This window comes from Haematobacter sp., from assembly GCF_032102465.1.
Lineage (GTDB): Bacteria > Pseudomonadota > Alphaproteobacteria > Rhodobacterales > Rhodobacteraceae > Haematobacter.
Window position 1 is genome coordinate 25,741 of the sequence record NZ_DAMDHB010000016.1, and the last position, 19,709, is coordinate 45,449.

The 19,709-nt window shown below is 63.5% G+C and carries 14 protein-coding genes and 1 tRNA gene; 14 read left to right on the forward strand and 1 reads right to left on the reverse strand.

The window, feature by feature from the left end; translation table 11 throughout:
* The first annotated feature begins 334 nt into the window (after positions 1–334).
* Positions 335–410 (forward strand) — tRNA-Trp (locus tag RT513_RS11595).
* Positions 411–446: 36 nt separating this feature from the next.
* Here the strand turns inward: RT513_RS11595 and RT513_RS11600 are convergent.
* Positions 447–1,757, reverse strand: coding sequence for an MFS transporter (locus RT513_RS11600; protein ID WP_088213560.1), 1,311 nt, complete (start codon positions 1,755–1,757; stop codon positions 447–449).
* 125 nt (positions 1,758–1,882) lie between these two features.
* Between RT513_RS11600 and secE the strand changes: the two genes are divergently transcribed.
* From secE to fusA, 13 genes are all read left to right on the forward strand, one after another.
* Positions 1,883–2,083, forward strand: a complete 201-nt coding sequence (secE, locus tag RT513_RS11605; protein ID WP_035747215.1) for a preprotein translocase subunit SecE — start codon at positions 1,883–1,885, stop codon at positions 2,081–2,083.
* Between the two features lie 257 nt (positions 2,084–2,340).
* The gene (locus RT513_RS11610) at positions 2,341–2,859 is read left to right on the forward strand and encodes a VPLPA-CTERM sorting domain-containing protein (protein ID WP_088213559.1); all 519 of its coding nucleotides are present in this window, start codon (positions 2,341–2,343) and stop codon (positions 2,857–2,859) included.
* A 188-nt stretch (positions 2,860–3,047) separates the two neighbouring features.
* Positions 3,048–3,581: a transcription termination/antitermination protein NusG gene (gene nusG, locus RT513_RS11615; RefSeq protein WP_088213558.1), complete on the forward strand. Its 534-nt coding sequence runs from the start codon at positions 3,048–3,050 to the stop codon at positions 3,579–3,581.
* Between the two features lie 77 nt (positions 3,582–3,658).
* Positions 3,659–4,111: a 50S ribosomal protein L11 gene (gene rplK, locus RT513_RS11620; protein WP_035747209.1), complete on the forward strand. Its 453-nt coding sequence runs from the start codon at positions 3,659–3,661 to the stop codon at positions 4,109–4,111.
* A 3-nt stretch (positions 4,112–4,114) separates the two neighbouring features.
* Positions 4,115–4,816, forward strand: coding sequence for a 50S ribosomal protein L1 (rplA, locus tag RT513_RS11625; protein WP_088213557.1), 702 nt, complete (start codon positions 4,115–4,117; stop codon positions 4,814–4,816).
* A 236-nt stretch (positions 4,817–5,052) separates the two neighbouring features.
* Positions 5,053–5,568, forward strand: a complete 516-nt coding sequence (gene rplJ / locus RT513_RS11630; RefSeq protein WP_290687261.1) for a 50S ribosomal protein L10 — start codon at positions 5,053–5,055, stop codon at positions 5,566–5,568.
* A gap of 71 nt (positions 5,569–5,639) precedes the next feature.
* Positions 5,640–6,020: a 50S ribosomal protein L7/L12 gene (rplL, locus tag RT513_RS11635; RefSeq protein WP_035715091.1), complete on the forward strand. Its 381-nt coding sequence runs from the start codon at positions 5,640–5,642 to the stop codon at positions 6,018–6,020.
* A 237-nt stretch (positions 6,021–6,257) separates the two neighbouring features.
* Positions 6,258–10,388, forward strand: a complete 4,131-nt coding sequence (gene rpoB / locus RT513_RS11640; RefSeq protein ID WP_088213556.1) for a DNA-directed RNA polymerase subunit beta — start codon at positions 6,258–6,260, stop codon at positions 10,386–10,388.
* Between the two features lie 46 nt (positions 10,389–10,434).
* Positions 10,435–14,673 (forward strand): DNA-directed RNA polymerase subunit beta', encoded by a 4,239-nt coding sequence (gene rpoC / locus RT513_RS11645; protein WP_088213555.1) that lies wholly within the window; start codon positions 10,435–10,437, stop codon positions 14,671–14,673.
* A gap of 823 nt (positions 14,674–15,496) precedes the next feature.
* Positions 15,497–16,387 (forward strand): DMT family transporter, encoded by an 891-nt coding sequence (locus RT513_RS11650; protein ID WP_290687265.1) that lies wholly within the window; start codon positions 15,497–15,499, stop codon positions 16,385–16,387.
* Between the two features lie 260 nt (positions 16,388–16,647).
* Positions 16,648–17,019, forward strand: a complete 372-nt coding sequence (rpsL, locus tag RT513_RS11655; protein WP_010399029.1) for a 30S ribosomal protein S12 — start codon at positions 16,648–16,650, stop codon at positions 17,017–17,019.
* A 12-nt stretch (positions 17,020–17,031) separates the two neighbouring features.
* Positions 17,032–17,502 (forward strand): 30S ribosomal protein S7, encoded by a 471-nt coding sequence (gene rpsG / locus RT513_RS11660; protein WP_035747201.1) that lies wholly within the window; start codon positions 17,032–17,034, stop codon positions 17,500–17,502.
* An 18-nt stretch (positions 17,503–17,520) separates the two neighbouring features.
* Positions 17,521–19,635 (forward strand): elongation factor G, encoded by a 2,115-nt coding sequence (gene fusA / locus RT513_RS11665; protein WP_290687266.1) that lies wholly within the window; start codon positions 17,521–17,523, stop codon positions 19,633–19,635.
* Positions 19,636–19,709 lie beyond the last annotated feature (74 nt).

Genomic DNA, 19,709 nt, shown 5'->3' on the forward strand with positions numbered 1-19,709 from the left:
GTCTCCAAGATCATCGAGTAATCGAAAGGCTGAGGGCGGGGCTCCGCCCCACGCCTCCCGCCAAAGGGCGCCGCTCCGAAAGGGGTGGCGCCTTTGCCGTTTGGGGCCGGTCGAAGTGCGGCGCAGAAAGTGCCTGCCGCGCGCTTCAATCCCGCTCACCCATTCGGATCCGGTGCATCGCCCGCGTGACCAGTCAGCGCTTTCGCGGGCCGGAATGCGCGGATCGAACGGCGCGCTCCCGATGGGGCTTTCGCCCATGACCCGACGTTTCGGCAGAGTGCGATTTCACGCTTGCTTTCCCCTGGCCGCTGCCTTAGCAACCGCCCTACGGCACAGGGGTATAGCTCAGTTGGTAGAGCATCGGTCTCCAAAACCGAGGGTCGTGGGTTCGAGTCCCCCTGCCCCTGCCAGTCGTTTCCAGCATCGCGGGACAGAGGGTGAGGCGCTCAGGTGAGCGCCTGATTACGCGTTTCCGCGTTGATCATAAGGGCGGCGACCGCGCCCAATACCAGCAGCGCGGCGAACAGCCCCACGGTGACGCCGAAGCTGTAGGAAATCACCAGCCCCACGACCGTTGGAGCGCAGATGCCGCCAAGCCGCGCCATTGCCCCCGCAGCCCCCATCCCCGTCGCACGGACGGAGGTCGGATAGAGTTCGGGCGTGAATGCATAGAGGGCGCCCCACGTTCCCAGCAGCGCAAAGCTCATGAGCAGCAGCGAGGTCGCGACGAGGGTCGAGGTTCCGGCCACGGTGAACAGCAGGCAGCCAAGCGCGCTCAGCAGCAGGAACAGGATGAGTGTCGGCTTCCGCCCCCAGGCCTCCACCCCGTAAGCGGCAAGCGCATAGCCGGGGATCTGCGCCAGCGCCACCAGCACCAGGAAGCCATAACCCCGGACGAAGCCGAAACCGCCGGTGGCGAGCTGCGCGGGTATCCAGGTAAACACCCCGTAGTAGGAGATCGAGACGAGGAACCACAGCAGCAGCACCCCGATGGTCCGCGACCGGAGGGCGGGGGCGAAGATGCTGCCGCCTTCGGTGCTGCCGGGCAGGGTGATCGCCATGTCGCGGGGCAGGGGGGCGGCGCCGTTTGCTGCGCGGACCTTGTTCAGTACCTCACGCACCTGCTCCTGTTGGCCGGTGCGCAGCAGGTAGAGCGGCGATTCCGGCACCCAGAGCCGCAGCCAGAAGCCGATCAGCGCCGGAATGGCGGCGATCGCGAAAATCCAGCGCCATGCCTCGGCCACCCCGAAGGAGGAGGCGATCCACGCCGTCAACGCCACGATGACCGTGCCGACAGCCCAGAAGCCCTCCAGATAGACCAGCCACCGGCCCCGGTTCTTCGGCGGCAGGAATTCCGCCATCATCGCGTAATCGACGGGCAGGGTGCCGCCCACCGCCATGCCGGTCAGGAACCGGGCGATCAGCAGCAGTTCGAAGTTGGGCGCAAAGACAGAGGCCAGCCCGAATACCGCATCGCAGGCCACGGTCACGATCAGCACCCGGCGCCGCCCGATCTTGTCGGCGATTCGCCCGAACAGCGCCGCTCCGATGAACATGCCCAGGAAGAACAGCGTCCCCGTCTGGAGCGCCTGTGGCACCGTCAGCCCGAAGCTCGCCGCGATGGAAGGGGCGCTGAAGCCGATGGAGAGCACCTGCATCGCATCTGCTGCCCACACCAGCCCGAAGATGCCGAAGAGCCGTTTCTGGAATCTCCCCACCCCGGTTTCCGACAGGATTGCGTCCACTGTGGTCGCCATGAAATCTCTCCATTCCTCAGAATGAGGCGCACTCTCCCCGCCCCGGGTGCAAACGCAACCCCTTCTTACTTGTATTCTGTGTGGGGAGGGCGTATCTGCACCGCGTCCAGCCCGAAGGAACCGCAATGGCAAAGGCCAACCCGCTCCAGTTCATCCAGCAGGTCCGCACCGAAGTCGGTAAGGTCGTCTGGCCGACCCGCCGCGAAGTGCTGCTGACCACGACGATGGTGTTCGTGCTTGCGGCAGTTGCGGCAGTCTTCTTCTTCCTCATAGATCTGGCGATCCGCTATGGTCTGACATGGCTGCTGGGATTCTTTGCCCAATAGGGCGTTTTTCGCGCACTGATGCACAGTCGCCGCGCCTGCATGGTCATTGTTGTGCATCTGCGGAAAGACCTGATCGCCCTTACGCTGCATTGTCTCTGAATCCTCGCGCTTAAAGAGATATTTCTTGAGTTTTAGCTATTTGTAAGGCACCTCTCTGCCTTGTGTATCTTCGTGCGCGTACGTCGCTCCCCCAGGCGAAACGGTGCGCAAGCGGGCTGTCCGCACGGAGTGCATGTGATTTTGGCAAGGATAAAAATATGAAAGCGCTTCTCGCAGCTGTGGCCATTTCGGCCCTTCCGTTCGCCGCGTCCGCGGCGACGTACTATATCGACGTCAACTCCGAAGGCCCCTACACCTCCGGGTTCCAGACGCTGAGCGTCGGCGACGAACTGGTCTTCGTGGTTACGCCGAACACGACCTACACGTTCGACTTCGGCATCTCCGCGCTCGGTCAACGCACGTCGCTGGAGCAGGTGACCTTCGGCACCAGCGTGTCCGGCGACTACTCGACGGTGTTCAACACCTATGGCGACCAGGGATCCTTCTGGTCCGCTGGCGGCGACCTGCCGGATCTGACCACGAGCGAAACGTTCTCGGTCGCCTTCCTGTCCAACGGCGCGACGTCCAACGTCTCCATCGCGCTCGCGTTCACCGCGACGCAACAGGCTGAGGAAGAACTTCCGGTGCCGGCACCGGTTCCGCTTCCGGCCGCGGGTGGCCTGCTGGTCGCCGGCGTCCTCGGCCTCGGCGCTCTCGCCCGCCGCCGCAAAGCCTGATCGGCTTTATGAACCGCTGAAACCGACAGGCCCCGTCCATCGGCGGGGCTTGTTCTTTTGCGGAATGACTTGCGCTCGCGGCCGCGCGCGGGTAGTAGATCGCAGTTCCAGGGCGCAGGCGGCGTGCAGCGATTCGGCGTGCGCGCTGTTTTTTGTTCTGGAAGCAGACACAGGAAGGGTATCGCGGCATGGCGAAGCGTTGGTATTCGGTGAGCGTCCTCTCGAACTTCGAGAAGAAGATCGCCGAGCAGATCAAGCAGTCGGTCGCCGACGCTGGCCTCGAAGATCAGATCGACGAGGTTCTGGTCCCGACCGAGGAAGTGATCGAAATTCGCCGCGGCAAGAAGGTGACTTCGGAGCGGCGCTTCATGCCGGGCTATGTGCTTGTGCATATGGAAATGTCGAACCGTGGTTACCATCTGATCACCTCGATCAACCGTGTCACCGGGTTCCTGGGTCCGCAGGGCAAGCCGATGCCCATGCGGGACTCCGAAGTGAATACCATCCTGAACCGGGTGGAGGAGGGCGAGGCGCAGCCGCGCAACCTCATCCGGTTCGAGGTCGGCGAGCAGGTCAAGGTGTCGGACGGGCCCTTCGAGGGCTTTGCCGGCATGGTCGAGGAAGTGGACGAGGCGGCCAACCGCCTCAAGGTCACCGTCTCGATCTTCGGCCGGCCGACGCCGGTGGAGCTGGAATTCACTCAGGTGGCCAAGGTCGCCTGAGCGATCCCGTGGGAGGCGTGAGAGCGCCGGACCACTAAACCGCCCGCTTGCCGGGCTGTGAAAAGAGGAGAGGCCATATGGCCAAGAAAGTTGTCGGGCAGCTCAAGCTGCAAGTGAAGGCGGGGCAAGCCAACCCGTCCCCGCCGATTGGTCCCGCGCTCGGTCAGCGCGGCATCAACATCATGGCGTTCTGCAAAGAATTTAACGCCCGCACGCAGGAGATGGAGCAAGGGTCGCCGATCCCGACCGTCATCACCTACTACGCGGACAAGTCGTTCTCCTTCGAGATGAAGACGTCTCCGGCGTCCTTCTATCTCAAGAAGGCGGCTGGCCTGAAGCCGGTCGGCAAGCGGAACCGTCCCAAGGGGTCGGTGAAGCCGGGCCGCGAAGTGGCCGGTACCGTGACCGTCGCGCAGATCCGCCAGATCGCGGAAGCGAAGATGAAAGACCTCTCGGCGAACGACGTCGAAGCCGCGATGCAGATCATCCTCGGCTCCGCGAAGTCGATCGGTATCGAGGTGAAAGGGTAAGCCATGGCGAAGCTCGCAAAACGCACCGCCAATGCGCGGGAACTCTTCGACGGCAAGGCGAACCTCTCGGTTGAGGATGCGTTGTCGCTGGTCAAGCAGGCGGCCACTGCGAAATTCGACGAGACAGTCGAGATCGCGCTGAACCTCGGAGTTGATCCGCGTCACGCCGACCAGATGGTCCGTGGTGTCGTCCAGCTGCCGAACGGTACGGGCAAGACCGTCCGCGTCGCAGTGTTCGCCCGTGGCGCCAAGGCCGACGAGGCCAAGGCTGCCGGTGCGGATATCGTCGGTGCCGAAGACCTGATGGAGACGATCCAGTCCGGCAAGATCGAGTTCGACCGTTGCATCGCGACGCCGGACATGATGCCGCTGGTCGGTCGCCTCGGCAAGATCCTCGGCCCGCGCAACCTGATGCCGAACCCGAAGGTCGGGACGGTGACGATGGATGTGGCGAATGCCGTGGCCGCTGCCAAGGGCGGTGAAGTGCAGTTCAAGGTCGAGAAGGCGGGCGTCGTCCATGCCGGTATCGGCAAGGTGTCCTTCGAGCCGGCGAAGCTGGCCGAAAACCTGCGTGCCTTCGTTGGCGCGGTGAACCGTGCCAAGCCTGCCGGTGCCAAGGGAACCTACCTCAAGAAGGTGTCGGTTTCCTCCACGATGGGGCCGGGCGTGTCTGTCGATCTGACCTCCGCCACGGCCGAGGCCTGACAAGAATTCCCGGGCTTCGGCCCGGTGAACGGCAGGGCCACCGGGAGCAGTCCCAAGGCCCTGTCCTGTCCGAGACGGCGGGTGATCCGAACGGGTCTTAATATCCTGCCTGAGATGGGGAACGAGCGAATTCCGGGGCTTTCCCCGGGCGATCTCTCGGGACCATCGCGGACCCGACGCCTGCGCAAGCAGGCAGAACTGAGCCGGGGGGAAACCCCCAAACTTGGAGTGGAACTGTGGATAGAGCCCAGAAAGAGAAAGTGGTCGAGGAACTCGGCCAGATCTTCGAAAGCTCTGGCGTCGTGGTGGTTGCCCGCTACGAAGGTCTCACGGTTGCCCAGATGCAGGACCTCCGGGCGCGCATGCGCACGGTCGGAGGCTCCATCCGCGTTGCCAAGAACAGGCTCGCCAAGATCGCCCTTGAGGGCAAGCCCAACGAAAGCCTGGGTGACCTCCTCAAGGGCATGACCGTGCTCACCTATTCCGAAGACCCCGTCGCTGCGGCGAAGGTGGCTGACGAATACGCCAAGACGACGGAGAAATTCGTCATTCTTGGTGGTTCCATGGGCAGCACGGCCCTCGATCCGGCCGGTGTCAAGGCCGTGGCGTCCATGCCGTCGCGTGAAGAGCTCATTGCTCAGATCGTGTCCTGCATCGGCGCTCCGGCTTCCAACATCGCCGGCGCGATTGGCGCACCTGCATCGAACATCGCGGGCATCCTCTCCACCCTGGAGGAGCGGGAAGCCGCCTGAGCAACCTATGGCCTTCGTGGGGTTGAACACCCGCACGTTGGAACCCATCTAACTTGGAACGGAACAGAGAAATGGCCGATCTGAAAGCCCTTGCCGAGCAAATCGTGAACCTCACGCTGCTGCAGGCTCAAGAACTGAAAACCATCCTGAAGGACGAATACGGCATCGAGCCCGCTGCTGGCGGCGCGGTGATGGTTGCCGGTCCGGCCGCTGGCGGTGCTGCCGCTGCGGAAGAAGAAAAGACCGATTTCGACGTGATCCTCGTCGATGCCGGCGCGAACAAGATCAACGTGATCAAAGAAGTCCGCGCCATCACCGGTCTTGGCCTGAAAGAAGCCAAAGACCTCGTGGAAGCTGGCGGCAAAGCGGTGAAAGAAGCTGCGCCGAAAGCGGAAGCCGAGGAAATCAAGAAGAAGCTCGAAGCGGCTGGCGCCAAGGTCGAGCTCAAGTAATCGTGCCGGGCGCATCCTGCGCCTGACGGTTTCGTGCGGCTGGAGAGGGTTTTCCCTCTCCAGCCAATCGCGTCTTGGCAAGGGCCTTCAAGGGGTCTTTCCCAGGGCGCGGCAAAGGGTTCGGGAGCGGTCGGTGGGACGGCCGCATGAATGGAACTCTTGGCCCCCTGTTTCTAGAGCGGTCCGCGCCGGTGCCCCGACGGCCGTGGATCCGCAGATAGAAAGGTGACGACGAGCATGGCGCATTACGTTGGCCAGAAGCGCATCCGCCGCTACTACGGCAAAATCCGCGAAGTTCTGGAGATGCCGAACCTCATCGAGGTTCAGAAATCTTCCTATGACCTGTTCCTTCGCTCCGGGGATGGCCCCAAGGCGCTGGACGGTGAAGGCATCCAGGGTGTCTTCCAGTCCGTCTTTCCGATCAAGGATTTCAACGAGACCGCCGTTCTCGAATTCGTGAAATACGATCTCGAGAAGCCGAAATACGACGTTGAGGAATGCCAGCAGCGCGACATGACCTTCTCAGCTCCGCTGAAGGTCACGCTCCGCCTCATCGTGTTCGATGTCGATGAGACGACTGGCGCGAAGTCGGTCAAGGACATCAAGGAACAGGACGTCTACATGGGCGACATGCCCCTGATGACGTCGAACGGGACGTTCATCGTGAACGGGACCGAACGTGTCATCGTGTCGCAGATGCACCGCTCTCCGGGCGTGTTCTTCGACCATGACAAGGGCAAGACGCATTCCTCGGGCAAACTGCTCTTCGCCTGCCGGATCATTCCCTATCGCGGCTCCTGGCTGGACTTCGAATTCGACGCCAAGGATATCGTCTTCGCGCGTATCGACCGTCGCCGGAAGCTGCCGGTGACGACGCTGCTCTATGCCCTCGGCATGGATCAGGAAGGCATCATGGACGCCTTCTACGACGTGGTGGGCTACCGGCTGGAGAAGAACCGCGGCTGGGTGACGAAATTCTTCCCCGAGCGCGTGCGCGGCACCCGTCCGACCTTCGACCTCGTGGATGCCGACACCGGCGAGATCATCTGCAAGGCCGGGGACAAGATGACCCCGCGCATGGTCAAGAAGCTGACCGACGAGGGCAAGGTCACCGAGCTTCTGGTTCCCTACGATTCCATTGTCGGCCGCTATGTGGCGAAGGATATCATCAACGAGGAAACCGGCGCGATCTATGTCGAGGCCGGGGACGAGATCACGCTCGAATACGACCGCGACGGCGAAGTGAAGGGCGGCAGCCTGAAAGTGCTGCTGGACAACGGGATCACCGAGATCCCGGTGCTGGACATCGACAACATCAATGTCGGCCCCTACATCCGCAACACGATGGCCGCGGACAAGAACATGAACCGCGATACCGCGCTCATGGACATCTACCGCGTCATGCGTCCGGGCGAGCCGCCGACCGTCGAAGCCGCTTCCGTGCTTTTCGACACGCTGTTCTTCGACAGCGAGCGCTACGACCTGTCCGCCGTGGGCCGCGTGAAGATGAACATGCGCCTCGCCCTCAATGCCCCCGACACGCAGCGCACGCTGCGCAAGGAGGACATCATCGCCTGTATCCGCGGTCTCGTGGAACTGCGCGACGGCAAGGGTGAGATCGACGACATCGACCACCTCGGCAACCGCCGGGTGCGTTCCGTCGGCGAGCTGATGGAGAACCAGTACCGCGTCGGGCTGCTCCGCATGGAGCGCGCGATCAAGGAGCGCATGTCCTCCGTCGAGATCGACACGGTGATGCCGCAGGATCTCATCAACGCGAAGCCGGCGGCTGCGGCGGTGCGGGAATTCTTCGGCTCCTCGCAGCTCAGCCAGTTCATGGACCAGACCAACCCGCTCTCGGAAGTCACGCACAAGCGTCGTCTCTCCGCGCTCGGGCCGGGCGGTCTGACGCGTGAGCGCGCGGGCTTCGAGGTGCGTGACGTTCACCCGACGCACTACGGCCGGATGTGCCCGATCGAGACGCCGGAAGGCCAGAACATCGGTCTGATCAACAGCCTCGCCACCTTTGCCCGCGTCAACAAGTATGGTTTCATCGAGACCCCTTACCGCAAGGTGAAGGAAGGTCAGGTGACGGATGATGTGGTCTACATCTCCGCCACCGAGGAGATGCGCCACACCGTCGCTCAGGCGAACGCGAGCCTCGACGAAGACGGGCGCTTCGTGGATGAGCTGATCTCCACCCGCAAGGCGGGCGAGTTCATGCTCAACCCGGTGGAGGCCGTCGATCTCATCGACGTGTCGCCGAAGCAGCTCGTTTCGGTGGCCGCGGCGCTGATCCCGTTCCTTGAGAACGACGACGCCAACCGCGCGCTGATGGGCTCCAACATGCAGCGTCAGGCCGTGCCGCTCCTGCGGTCGGAAGCGCCGTTCGTCGGCACCGGGATCGAGAGCACCGTGGCCCGCGATTCCGGCGCCGCGATCATGGCCCGCCGCGGCGGTGTCATCGACCAGGTGGACGCGACACGTATCGTCGTCCGGGCGACCGAACTTCTGGAACCGGGCGAGCCGGGCGTGGACATCTACCGTCTGCGCAAGTTCAAGCGGTCAAACCAGTCGTCCTGCATCAACCAGCGTCCGCTGGTGAAGGTGGGCGATACGGTGGCGCGGAACGAGGTGATCGCCGACGGCCCGTCCACCGACATGGGTGAACTGGCGCTTGGCCGGAACATCGTCGTCGCGTTCATGCCCTGGAACGGCTACAACTATGAGGACTCGATCCTGATCTCCGAGCGGATTCTCCGTGACGACGTCTACACCTCGATCCATATCGAGGAATACGAGGTCGCCGCGCGTGACACCAAGCTCGGGCCGGAGGAGATCACCCGCGACATCCCGAACGTCGGTGAGGAAGCGCTGCGCAACCTCGACGAGGCGGGCATCGTCTATATCGGCGCCGAAGTGGGGCCGGGGGACATTCTCGTCGGCAAGATCACCCCGAAGGGCGAAAGCCCGATGACGCCGGAGGAGAAACTGCTCCGCGCCATCTTCGGGGAAAAGGCGTCGGACGTGCGGGATACCTCGCTCCGCCTGCCGCCGGGGGCCTACGGGACCATCGTGGAAGTGCGGGTCTTCAACCGTCACGGCGTCGACAAGGACGAGCGGTCGCTTCAGATCGAGCGTGAGGAAATCGAGCGCCTGTCCCGCGACCGGGACGACGAGCTGGAGATTCTCGAGCGCAACTTCTACGCCCGCCTGCGGCAACTGATCCTCGGCAAGGCCGCGGTGAAGGGTCCAAAGGGCGTGAAGCCGGGTTCGGAAATCACCGAAGAACTGCTGGGCACGCTGTCGCGCGGCCAGTGGTGGCAGCTCGCGCTCGCCGATGACGCGGAGGCCAAGGAGGTCGAGGCGCTCAACGACCAGTTCGATGTGCAGAAACGCGCGCTGGAGAACCGGTTCGAAGACAAGGTGGAAAAGGTCCGCCGCGGCGACGATCTGGCGCCTGGCGTGATGAAGTCGGTCAAGGTGTTCGTGGCGGTGAAGCGCAAGCTGCAACCGGGCGACAAGATGGCCGGCCGTCACGGCAACAAGGGCGTCATCTCCAAGGTCGTGCCGATGGAGGACATGCCCTTCCTCGCCGACGGGACTCCGGTGGACTTCGTGCTGAACCCGCTGGGCGTGCCGTCGCGGATGAACGTCGGTCAGATCCTCGAAACCCACATGGGTTGGGCTGCGCGTGGTCTGGGCCTCCAGATCGACGAGGCGCTGCGCGAGTATCGCCGGAACGGCGATCTGACCCCGGTCAAGGAAGCCGTGCGCTTCGCCTACGGCGACGAGACCTATGAAGACGCTTTCTCCGGCATGGACGAGGCCGCGCTTCTGGAGGCGGCGGGCAATGTGACCCGCGGCGTTCCGATCGCGACCCCGGTCTTCGACGGGGCGAAGGAAGCGGACGTCAACGACGCGCTGGTCCGGGCAGGCTTCGACAAGTCCGGCCAGTCCATCGTGTTCGACGGTCGCTCCGGCGAGCAGTTCGCCCGGCCGGTGACGGTCGGCGTGAAGTACATGCTGAAGCTTCACCACCTCGTCGACGACAAGCTGCACGCGCGTTCCACCGGGCCTTACAGCCTCGTCACGCAGCAACCGCTGGGCGGCAAGGCCCAGTTCGGCGGCCAGCGGCTCGGCGAGATGGAGGTCTGGGCGCTCGAAGCCTACGGTGCGGCCTACACGTTGCAGGAAATGCTCACCGTCAAGTCGGATGACGTGGCGGGGCGGACCAAGGTCTATGAGTCCATCGTCAAGGGTGAAGACAACTTCGAGGCCGGCGTTCCCGAGAGCTTCAACGTGCTCGTGAAAGAAGTCCGGGGCCTCGGCCTCAACATGGAACTCCTGGATGCGGAGGAAGAGTGAGGGCGGCCTTCGCCCTCCTCACCCACCCCAGTTTTAAGGACTTGGCATGAACCAGGAACTCACCACCAATCCGTTCAACCCGCTCGCGGCGCCGAAACAGTTCGACGAGATCAAGATCTCGCTGGCCTCGCCCGAGCGGATTCTTTCTTGGTCCTACGGTGAGATCAAGAAGCCCGAAACCATCAACTACCGCACGTTCAAACCCGAGCGTGACGGTCTGTTCTGCGCGCGCATTTTTGGCCCGATCAAGGACTACGAATGCCTGTGCGGCAAATACAAGCGCATGAAGTATCGCGGCGTCGTCTGCGAGAAATGCGGTGTGGAAGTGACGCTCCAGAAGGTGCGCCGCGAGCGGATGGGCCATATCGAGCTCGCCGCGCCGGTCGCCCACATCTGGTTCCTGAAGTCGCTGCCCTCCCGCATCGGCCTCATGCTCGACATGACGCTCCGGGATCTGGAGCGGATCCTCTACTTCGAGAACTATGTCGTCATCGAGCCGGGTCTGACCGATCTCACCTACGGTCAGCTCATGACGGAGGAGGAGTTCCTCGACGCGCAGGATCAGTATGGCGCGGATGCGTTCACGGCGAATATCGGCGCCGAAGCGATCCGTGAGATGCTGGCCGCGATCGACCTTGCTTCCACCGCCGATCAGCTCCGCGAGGAGTTGAAGGAAGCCACGGGCGAACTGAAGCCGAAGAAGATCATCAAGCGGCTGAAGATCGTCGAGTCGTTCCTCGAGTCGGGCAACCGTCCCGAGTGGATGATCCTGACAGTGCTGCCGGTGATCCCGCCGGAGCTGCGCCCGCTGGTCCCGCTGGACGGCGGCCGGTTCGCCACGTCCGACCTGAACGACCTCTACCGCCGGGTCATCAACCGGAACAACCGTCTGAAGCGGCTGATCGAACTCCGTGCGCCCGACATCATCGTGCGCAACGAAAAGCGGATGCTTCAGGAAGCCGTGGACGCGCTGTTCGACAACGGCCGCCGGGGCCGCGTGATCACGGGTACCAACAAGCGCCCGCTGAAATCGCTCTCCGACATGTTGAAGGGGAAACAGGGCCGGTTCCGTCAGAACCTTCTGGGCAAGCGGGTGGACTTCTCCGGCCGTTCGGTCATCGTGACCGGGCCGGAGCTGAAGCTGCACCAATGCGGCCTGCCGAAGAAGATGGCGCTCGAACTGTTCAAGCCGTTCATCTACTCGCGGCTTGAGGCGAAGGGTCTGTCCTCCACCGTCAAGCAGGCGAAGAAGCTGGTCGAGAAGGAGCGCCCGGAGGTCTGGGATATTCTGGATGAAGTCATCCGCGAACACCCCGTACTGCTGAACCGCGCGCCGACGCTGCACCGTCTGGGCATTCAGGCCTTCGAGCCGATCCTGATCGAAGGCAAGGCGATCCAGCTTCACCCGCTGGTCTGCTCCGCGTTCAACGCCGACTTCGACGGCGACCAGATGGCCGTTCACGTTCCCCTCTCGCTGGAAGCCCAGCTTGAGGCCCGCGTCCTGATGATGTCCACGAACAACGTGCTGTCGCCTGCGAACGGCGCGCCGATCATCGTGCCGTCGCAGGACATGGTGCTTGGTCTCTACTACACGACCATGCAGCGTGAGGGCATGAAGGGCGAAGGCATGGCCTTCACCGCCATCGAGGAGGTGGAGCACGCGCTCGCCGCGGGTGAGGTGCATCTGCACGCCAAGATCATCGCGCGGATCAAGCAGATCGACGGCGAAGGCAACGAGATCGTCAAACGCTACGAGACGACCCCGGGCCGTCTTCGCCTCGGCAACCTGCTGCCGCTCAACGCCAAGGCGCCGTTCGAACTGGTGAACCGCCTGCTCCGCAAGAAGGATGTCCAGAACGTCATCGACACCGTCTACCGCTACTGCGGCCAGAAGGAATCGGTGATCTTCTGCGACCAGATCATGGGGCTTGGCTTCCGCGAGGCCTTCAAGGCCGGCATCTCCTTCGGCAAGGACGACATGGTCATCCCGGTCAAGAAATGGGAGATCGTGGAGAACACGCAGGAGCAGGTGAAGGAATTCGAACAGCAGTACATGGACGGCCTGATCACCCAGGGTGAGAAGTACAACAAGGTCGTCGATGCCTGGTCGAAATGTTCCGACGCCGTCGCCGGTGCGATGATGGGCGAGATCTCGGCCGTCCGTAAGGACGACATGGGCCGGGAGATGGAGCCGAACTCGGTCTACATGATGTCCCACTCCGGGGCGCGGGGTTCGCCTGCCCAGATGAAGCAGCTCGGCGGGATGCGCGGCCTGATGGCCAAGCCGTCGGGTGAGATCATCGAGACGCCGATCATCTCGAATTTCAAGGAAGGTCTGACCGTTCTTGAATACTTCAACTCGACGCACGGCGCCCGGAAGGGTCTGGCGGATACCGCGCTCAAGACCGCGAACTCCGGCTACCTGACCCGTCGTCTGGTGGACGTGGCGCAGGACTGCATCGTCCGGTCGAACGACTGCGGCACCGACCGTTACATCACGGCTTCCGCCGCGGTGAACGACGGTGAGGTGGTGGCGTCGCTGGGCGAACGTGTGCTGGGCCGCGTCGCTGCCGAGGATGTCTATGTCCCCGGCACCGACGAGGTGATCGTGAGCCTCGGCGAGCTGATCGACGAGCGCAAGGCCGATGCGGTCGAGACGCTGGGCGTGCCCACGGTCAAGATCCGCAGCCCGCTCACCTGTGAGGCGGAGGAGGGTGTCTGCGCCACCTGCTACGGGCGCGACCTTGCCCGGGGCACGATGGTGAACGTCGGTGAGGCCGTCGGCATCATCGCGGCGCAGTCCATCGGTGAACCCGGCACGCAGCTGACGATGCGGACCTTCCACATCGGCGGCATCGCGCAGGGCGGCCAGCAATCGTTCCTCGAATCGTCGCAGGAAGGCGTGATCGAGTTCCGCAACCCGAACCTTCTTGCCAACGCCTCGGGCGAGCAGATCGTGATGGGCCGGAACATGTCGCTCGCCATCATCGACGAGAACGGCGTGGAACGGGCCTCGCACAAGCTGCTCTACGGGTCGAAGGTGTTCGTGAAGGAGGGCCAGTCCGTCAAGCGCGGCAACAAGCTCTTCGAATGGGACCCCTACACCCTGCCGATCATCGCGGAGAAGGCCGGTCAGGCGAAGTTCGTCGATCTCGTCTCGGGCATCTCGGTGCGCGAGGAGACGGACGATGCAACCGGCATGACCCAGAAGATCGTCTCGGACTGGCGGTCGGCGCCGAAAGGCAACGAGCTGAAGCCCGAGATCATCGTCATGGATGCCGAGACCGGCGAACCTGTCCGCAATGAGCAGGGCCACCCGATCTCCTATCCGATGTCGGTGGACGCGATTCTGTCGGTCGAGGACGGGCAGGACGTGAAGGCCGGTGACGTGGTGGCGCGGATCCCGCGCGAAGGCGCCAAGACCAAGGACATCACCGGGGGTCTTCCCCGCGTGGCGGAACTGTTCGAGGCCCGTCGTCCGAAGGATCACGCGATCATCGCCGAACTGGATGGCTATGTGCGCTTCGGCAAGGACTACAAGAACAAGCGCCGCATCGCCATCGAACCGGTGGACGAGACGCTCCAGGCCGTTGAATACATGGTGCCGAAAGGCAAGCACATCCCGGTGCAGGAAGGCGACTTCGTGCAGAAGGGTGACTACATCATGGACGGCAACCCGGCTCCGCATGACATCCTGCGGATTCAGGGGATCGAGGCGCTGGCCAACTACCTGATCGACGAGGTGCAGGACGTCTATCGCCTGCAGGGCGTGAAGATCAACGACAAGCACATCGAGGTGATCGTTCGCCAGATGCTGCAGAAATGGGAGATCCTCGACTCCGGCGAGACGACGCTGCTCAAGGGCGAGCATGTCGACAAGCAGGAGCTGGACGAAACCAACGCCAAGGCGGAGGCCCAGGGCCTGCGTCCGGCGCAGGCGGAGCCCATCCTGCTCGGCATCACCAAGGCCTCGCTGCAGACGCGCAGCTTCATCTCCGCCGCTTCCTTCCAGGAGACGACGCGGGTGCTGACCGAGGCGGCGGTGCAAGGCAAGCGCGACAAGCTCGTCGGGCTGAAGGAGAACGTCATCGTCGGCCGGCTCATCCCGGCCGGGACGGGTGGCGCGACCAGCCGGGTACGCCGCATCGCGACGGATCGCGACCAGAAGGTCATCGATCAGAAGCGGGCGGAAGCCGAACAGGCCGTGCAGCTTGCGGCGCCGCTGGATGTGGTCGATCTGGAGAACGATGCCGGTCTGGTGGAAACCACCGAAAACCGGGATTGATCCTCGGCAAGAATGTGAAACGCCCCGCTCCAGCGGGGCGTTTTGCTTTTGAGGAGGGCGACCGGTTTTCCGGGCGCTGCAGTGGAGGTCGGTCCGGCGCACGCGGTCGGCCCGTTTCCGCTAGGGGGATGGCTCTGCGCAGATGCGCTCGTTGGGCCGATCTGTGGGGGGGCTGGTGTGCTTGGGAGAAGGTGCGTGGTGTTGCACGGCACTGCTGTTTCAGGAGAGCGCGGCCGATCCTGGCTGAGAGACCGCTCTTCCGCACCAATGCGCATAATTCCGCAATGCATCGCGCTTTCCTTTCTTCGCTTTGAAGGCTGCCGAAAGTTCTGGAGTGTCAGGCCTCCGTTCCGCCGATCGGGAAATCGGCCTCGGAATGATCCGCCATGTGCCTATTTCCGGCCGGATTTTCTGGATCCCGAAGGATTTCCGCTCCAACGGACGGAGAGAGCGTTTTTCAGAAACCTGTAAGCCCATCTTCTTTCGCGGGGCAGGGTGCCTCCGGTCCTGCCGAGAGGCTCTCCCTGCTTCGGTCAAAAGGCCATTTCCGCCCGGCGATACCCAAATATCCGGCGAAACCCGGCCCATTTCCTCCGCGGATGCCCGCGGCGGACTCTTCGCAGAAGTTCCGGCCTGATGACGGGGACGGGGGCCGAAGCCTCCTCGCTCAGCATTTTCGCTGGCTTGCTTCAAATGCGACATAGAATGACGCAAATACGCAGTCGCCTCCTGCGCACCGTGCTAAGGCGTCTTGAGGGCCGACGGGTTATTACCGACGGGTTCCGGGGGGTTGAAGGCTTATCCGATGCCGAGGACGGCCAATATGCGCGGCGCGCTGCTGATGATTGCAGCAGTGGGCGCCTTCACGGTGAACGATGCGCTGATGAAGGCCATCCTCGGGCACGTGCCGCTCTTTCAGGCACAGTTTCTGCGGGGGTTGGCCGTTCTGCTGCTGCTTGCGGTTGCATCCGGGTTCTTTGCGCCGCCGCGGTTCGACCTGTCACGCCGGGACTGGACGCTCTGCCTCGCCCGGAGTTTCGCGGAAGCGGTCAGCGCGGTGCTGTATCTGGAAGGTCTGTCGCGCATTCCATTGCCCAATGCCACGGCGATCCTGCAGTCTGTCCCGCTGTTCCTTACCCTGGCGGCGGCGATCTTTCTCAAGGAGCCGATCGGCTGGCGGCGGCTGGGGGCGATTCTGGTGGGCTTCCTCGGGATGCTGCTCATCGTCAGGCCGGGGCCGGAGGGATTCTCTCCCGGTGCGCTTTACGTCTCCGCCTGCGTGGTGACGGTCATCCTGCGGGAACTGTGCACGCGGAAGCTCTCCCCTGCTGTTCCGTCGATGACGGCGGCCCTCACCATGGGGGTGGTGCTGGTCGTCTTCTCCGGCATAGGCGCGGCGGTGGCGGGCGAGTGGAGGCCGTTGGCGGCCGTGGACATCCTGCGGATCATCACGGCTTCCGTGGCGGTGTCCTTGGGCTATGTGCTCAGCATCGGGGCGATACGGCTCGGCGACCTCTCTGTCGTGGGTCCGTTCCGCTACACGGGGATGGTGTGGTCGCTGCTCCTCGGGCTTGCGTTCTTCGGCGTCTGGCCCGATCCGCTGACCCTTGCGGGGGCGGGAATCGTCATTGCCGCGGGACTGTTCACCATCTATCGCGAGCATGTGGCGGAGCGCGCGGCATCGCGGCTTTCGGGGAGCGTGGCGGCCGACTGACCCCCTTGCGACGCGGCGTTCGGGCCGGGACGCCTGTTGACATCCCCCCCGACTCCCCATATACGGCGCGTCACCCGGGTGGCGAAGTGCGTCTTCTGCTGCCCCTGCTCATAAACTGATGTGGTCATGATCCGGGCGAAAGCCCCGATCCTCTGGAATTCCACCGCGTCGTTCCCCGCGAAGGGGAACGAATGCGGTTTTGGCGTTTGCGGACAGGCGCGACGCCGATGACGAGAACGGATGCAACACGGGGAACCGGAATGCCGACTATCCAACAGCTGATCCGCAAGCCGCGGCAGCCCAAGGTGCAGCGCTCTAAGTCGCAGCACCTCCAATCCTGCCCGCAAAAGCGCGGCGTCTGCACGCGCGTCTACACGACGACGCCGAAGAAGCCGAACTCGGCCATGCGGAAGGTCGCCAAAGTGCGGCTGACCAACGGTTTCGAGGTGATCAGCTACATTCCGGGCGAAAAGCACAACCTTCAGGAGCACTCGGTGGTCCTGATCCGTGGCGGCCGGGTGAAAGACCTTCCGGGCGTCCGCTATCACATCCTGCGCGGCGTGCTCGACACGCAAGGCGTCAAGGACCGTCGTCAACGCCGTTCGAAATACGGCGCGAAGCGTCCGAAGTAAGGAGATCTGGGCATGTCCCGTCGTCACGCTGCCGAGAAGCGCGAAGTTCTGCCGGACGCCAAGTTCGGCGACACCGTGCTGACCAAATTCATGAACAACCTGATGATCGACGGCAAGAAGTCGGTCGCGGAAGCCATCGTCTACAACGCACTCGACCGCGTCGAGGGCCGCGTGAAACGCGCCCCGGTCGAAGTGTTCCACGAGGCGCTGGACAACGTGAAGCCGGCCGTCGAGGTCCGTTCCCGCCGTGTGGGCGGTGCGACCTACCAGGTTCCGGTGGAAGTCCGCATCGAGCGCCGTGAAGCGCTGGCGATCCGCTGGCTCATCACGGCTGCCCGCAAGCGCAACGAAAACACCATGGAAGAGCGCCTCGCCGGCGAGCTTCTGGATGCTGCGAACAACCGTGGCACCGCGGTGAAGAAGCGCGAAGACACCCACAAGATGGCCGACGCGAACAAGGCGTTCAGCCACTACCGCTGGTAAGCGGCAGGAGCACCGACCATGGCACGCGAATATCCCCTCGAGCTCTACCGTAACTTCGGGATCATGGCTCACATCGACGCGGGTAAAACCACGACGACGGAGCGCATCCTCTATTACACGGGCAAGAGCCACAAGATCGGCGAGGTGCATGACGGCGCCGCGACGATGGACTGGATGGAACAGGAGCAGGAACGGGGGATCACGATCACCTCTGCTGCGACCACGACCTTCTGGCAGCGGACCGAGGACGGCACCCATGAGGGGCCGAAGTACCGGTTCAACATCATCGACACCCCCGGCCACGTCGACTTCACCATCGAGGTGGAGCGCTCGCTCGCGGTGCTCGACGGGGCCGTGTGCCTTCTGGACGCGAACGCTGGCGTCGAGCCGCAGACCGAGACGGTGTGGCGTCAGGCCGACCGCTACAAGGTTCCGCGGATCGTCTATGTCAACAAGATGGACAAGATCGGCGCGGACTTCTTCAAGTGCGTGCAGATGATCAAGGATCGCACCGGCGCCACCCCGGCCCCGGTCGCGCTCCCCATCGGTGCGGAAGACAAGCTCGAAGGCATCATCGACCTGGTCACTCAGGAAGAGTGGACCTGGAAAGGTGAGGATCTTGGCGCGTCCTGGACCCGTCAGCCGATCCGTGACGAGCTGAAGGATGTCGCGGACGAATGGCGCGGCAAGCTCATCGAGCTCGCGGTGGAAATGGACGATGCGGCGATGGAGGCCTACCTCGAAGGTGAGGAGCCCGACGTCGACACCCTGCGGAAACTGATCCGCAAGGGCTGCCTCTCCATGACCTTCGTGCCGATCCTCGCCGGCTCGTCCTTCAAGAACAAGGGCGTCCAGCCGATGCTGAACGCGGTGGTCGACTATCTGCCGAGCCCGCTCGACGTTCCGGCCTATGTCGGCTTCGCCCCGGGCGACGAGACGGAAACCCGGAACATCGAGCGTCACGCCTCCGACGAGGAGCCGTTCTCGGCTCTGGCGTTCAAGATCATGAACGACCCCTTCGTCGGGTCGCTGACCTTCACGCGCCTCTATTCCGGCGTCCTCAAAAAGGGCGACCAGATGCTGAACGCGACGAAGGGCAAGCGCGAGCGCGTTGGCCGGATGATGATGATGCACGCCATCAACCGCGAAGAGATCGATGAAGCCTATGCAGGCGACATCATCGCTCTGGCGGGGCTGAAGGACACGACGACGGGCGACACGCTCTGTGATCCGGCGAAACCGGTGGTTCTTGAAACCATGACCTTCCCGGAGCCGGTGATCGAGATTGCGGTGGAGCCGAAGTCGAAGGCCGACCAGGAGAAGATGGGCCTCGCGCTCGCTCGCCTGTCCGCCGAAGACCCGTCCTTCCGCGTCGAGACCAACTTCGAGTCCGGCCAGACGATCATGAAGGGCATGGGCGAGCTTCACCTCGACATCCTCGTTGACCGCATGCGTCGCGAGTTCAAGGTCGAGGCGAACATCGGCGCGCCGCAGGTGGCTTACCGGGAGACCATCTCCCGCGAGGCGGAGATCGACTACACGCACAAGAAACAGACCGGTGGTACCGGCCAGTTCGCGCGCGTGAAGCTCGTCATCACCCCGACCGAGCCGGGCGAGGGCTACTCGTTCGAAGCGAAGATCGTGGGCGGTGCGGTGCCGAAGGAATACATCCCCGGCGTCGAAAAGGGCATCAAGTCGGTCATGGACTCCGGTCCGCTGGCGGGCTTCCCGGTGATCGACTTCAAGGTCGCGCTGATCGACGGTGCGTTCCACGACGTCGACTCCTCGGTCCTCGCGTTCGAGATCGCGTCCCGTGCGGCGATGCGCGAAGGCCTGAAGAAGGCCGGCGCAAAGCTGCTGGAGCCGATCATGAAGGTTGAGGTGGTGACCCCGGAAGAATACACCGGCGGCATCATCGGCGACCTGACCTCGCGCCGGGGGATGGTGACGGGGCAGGAAAGCCGCGGCAATGCCAACGTGATCAACTCGATGGTGCCGCTGGCCAACATGTTCGGCTACATCAACACGCTGCGCTCGATGTCCTCGGGTCGCGCCGTCTTCACGATGATCTTCGATCATTACGAAGCCGTGCCGCAGAACATCTCGGACGAGATCCAGAAGAAATACGCCTGATCGGCGGGGTGGCGGTCCCCGCCACCCGAACCCATTCCGCCGTGAGCGCATCCGCGATCCGGTGACACGAAACA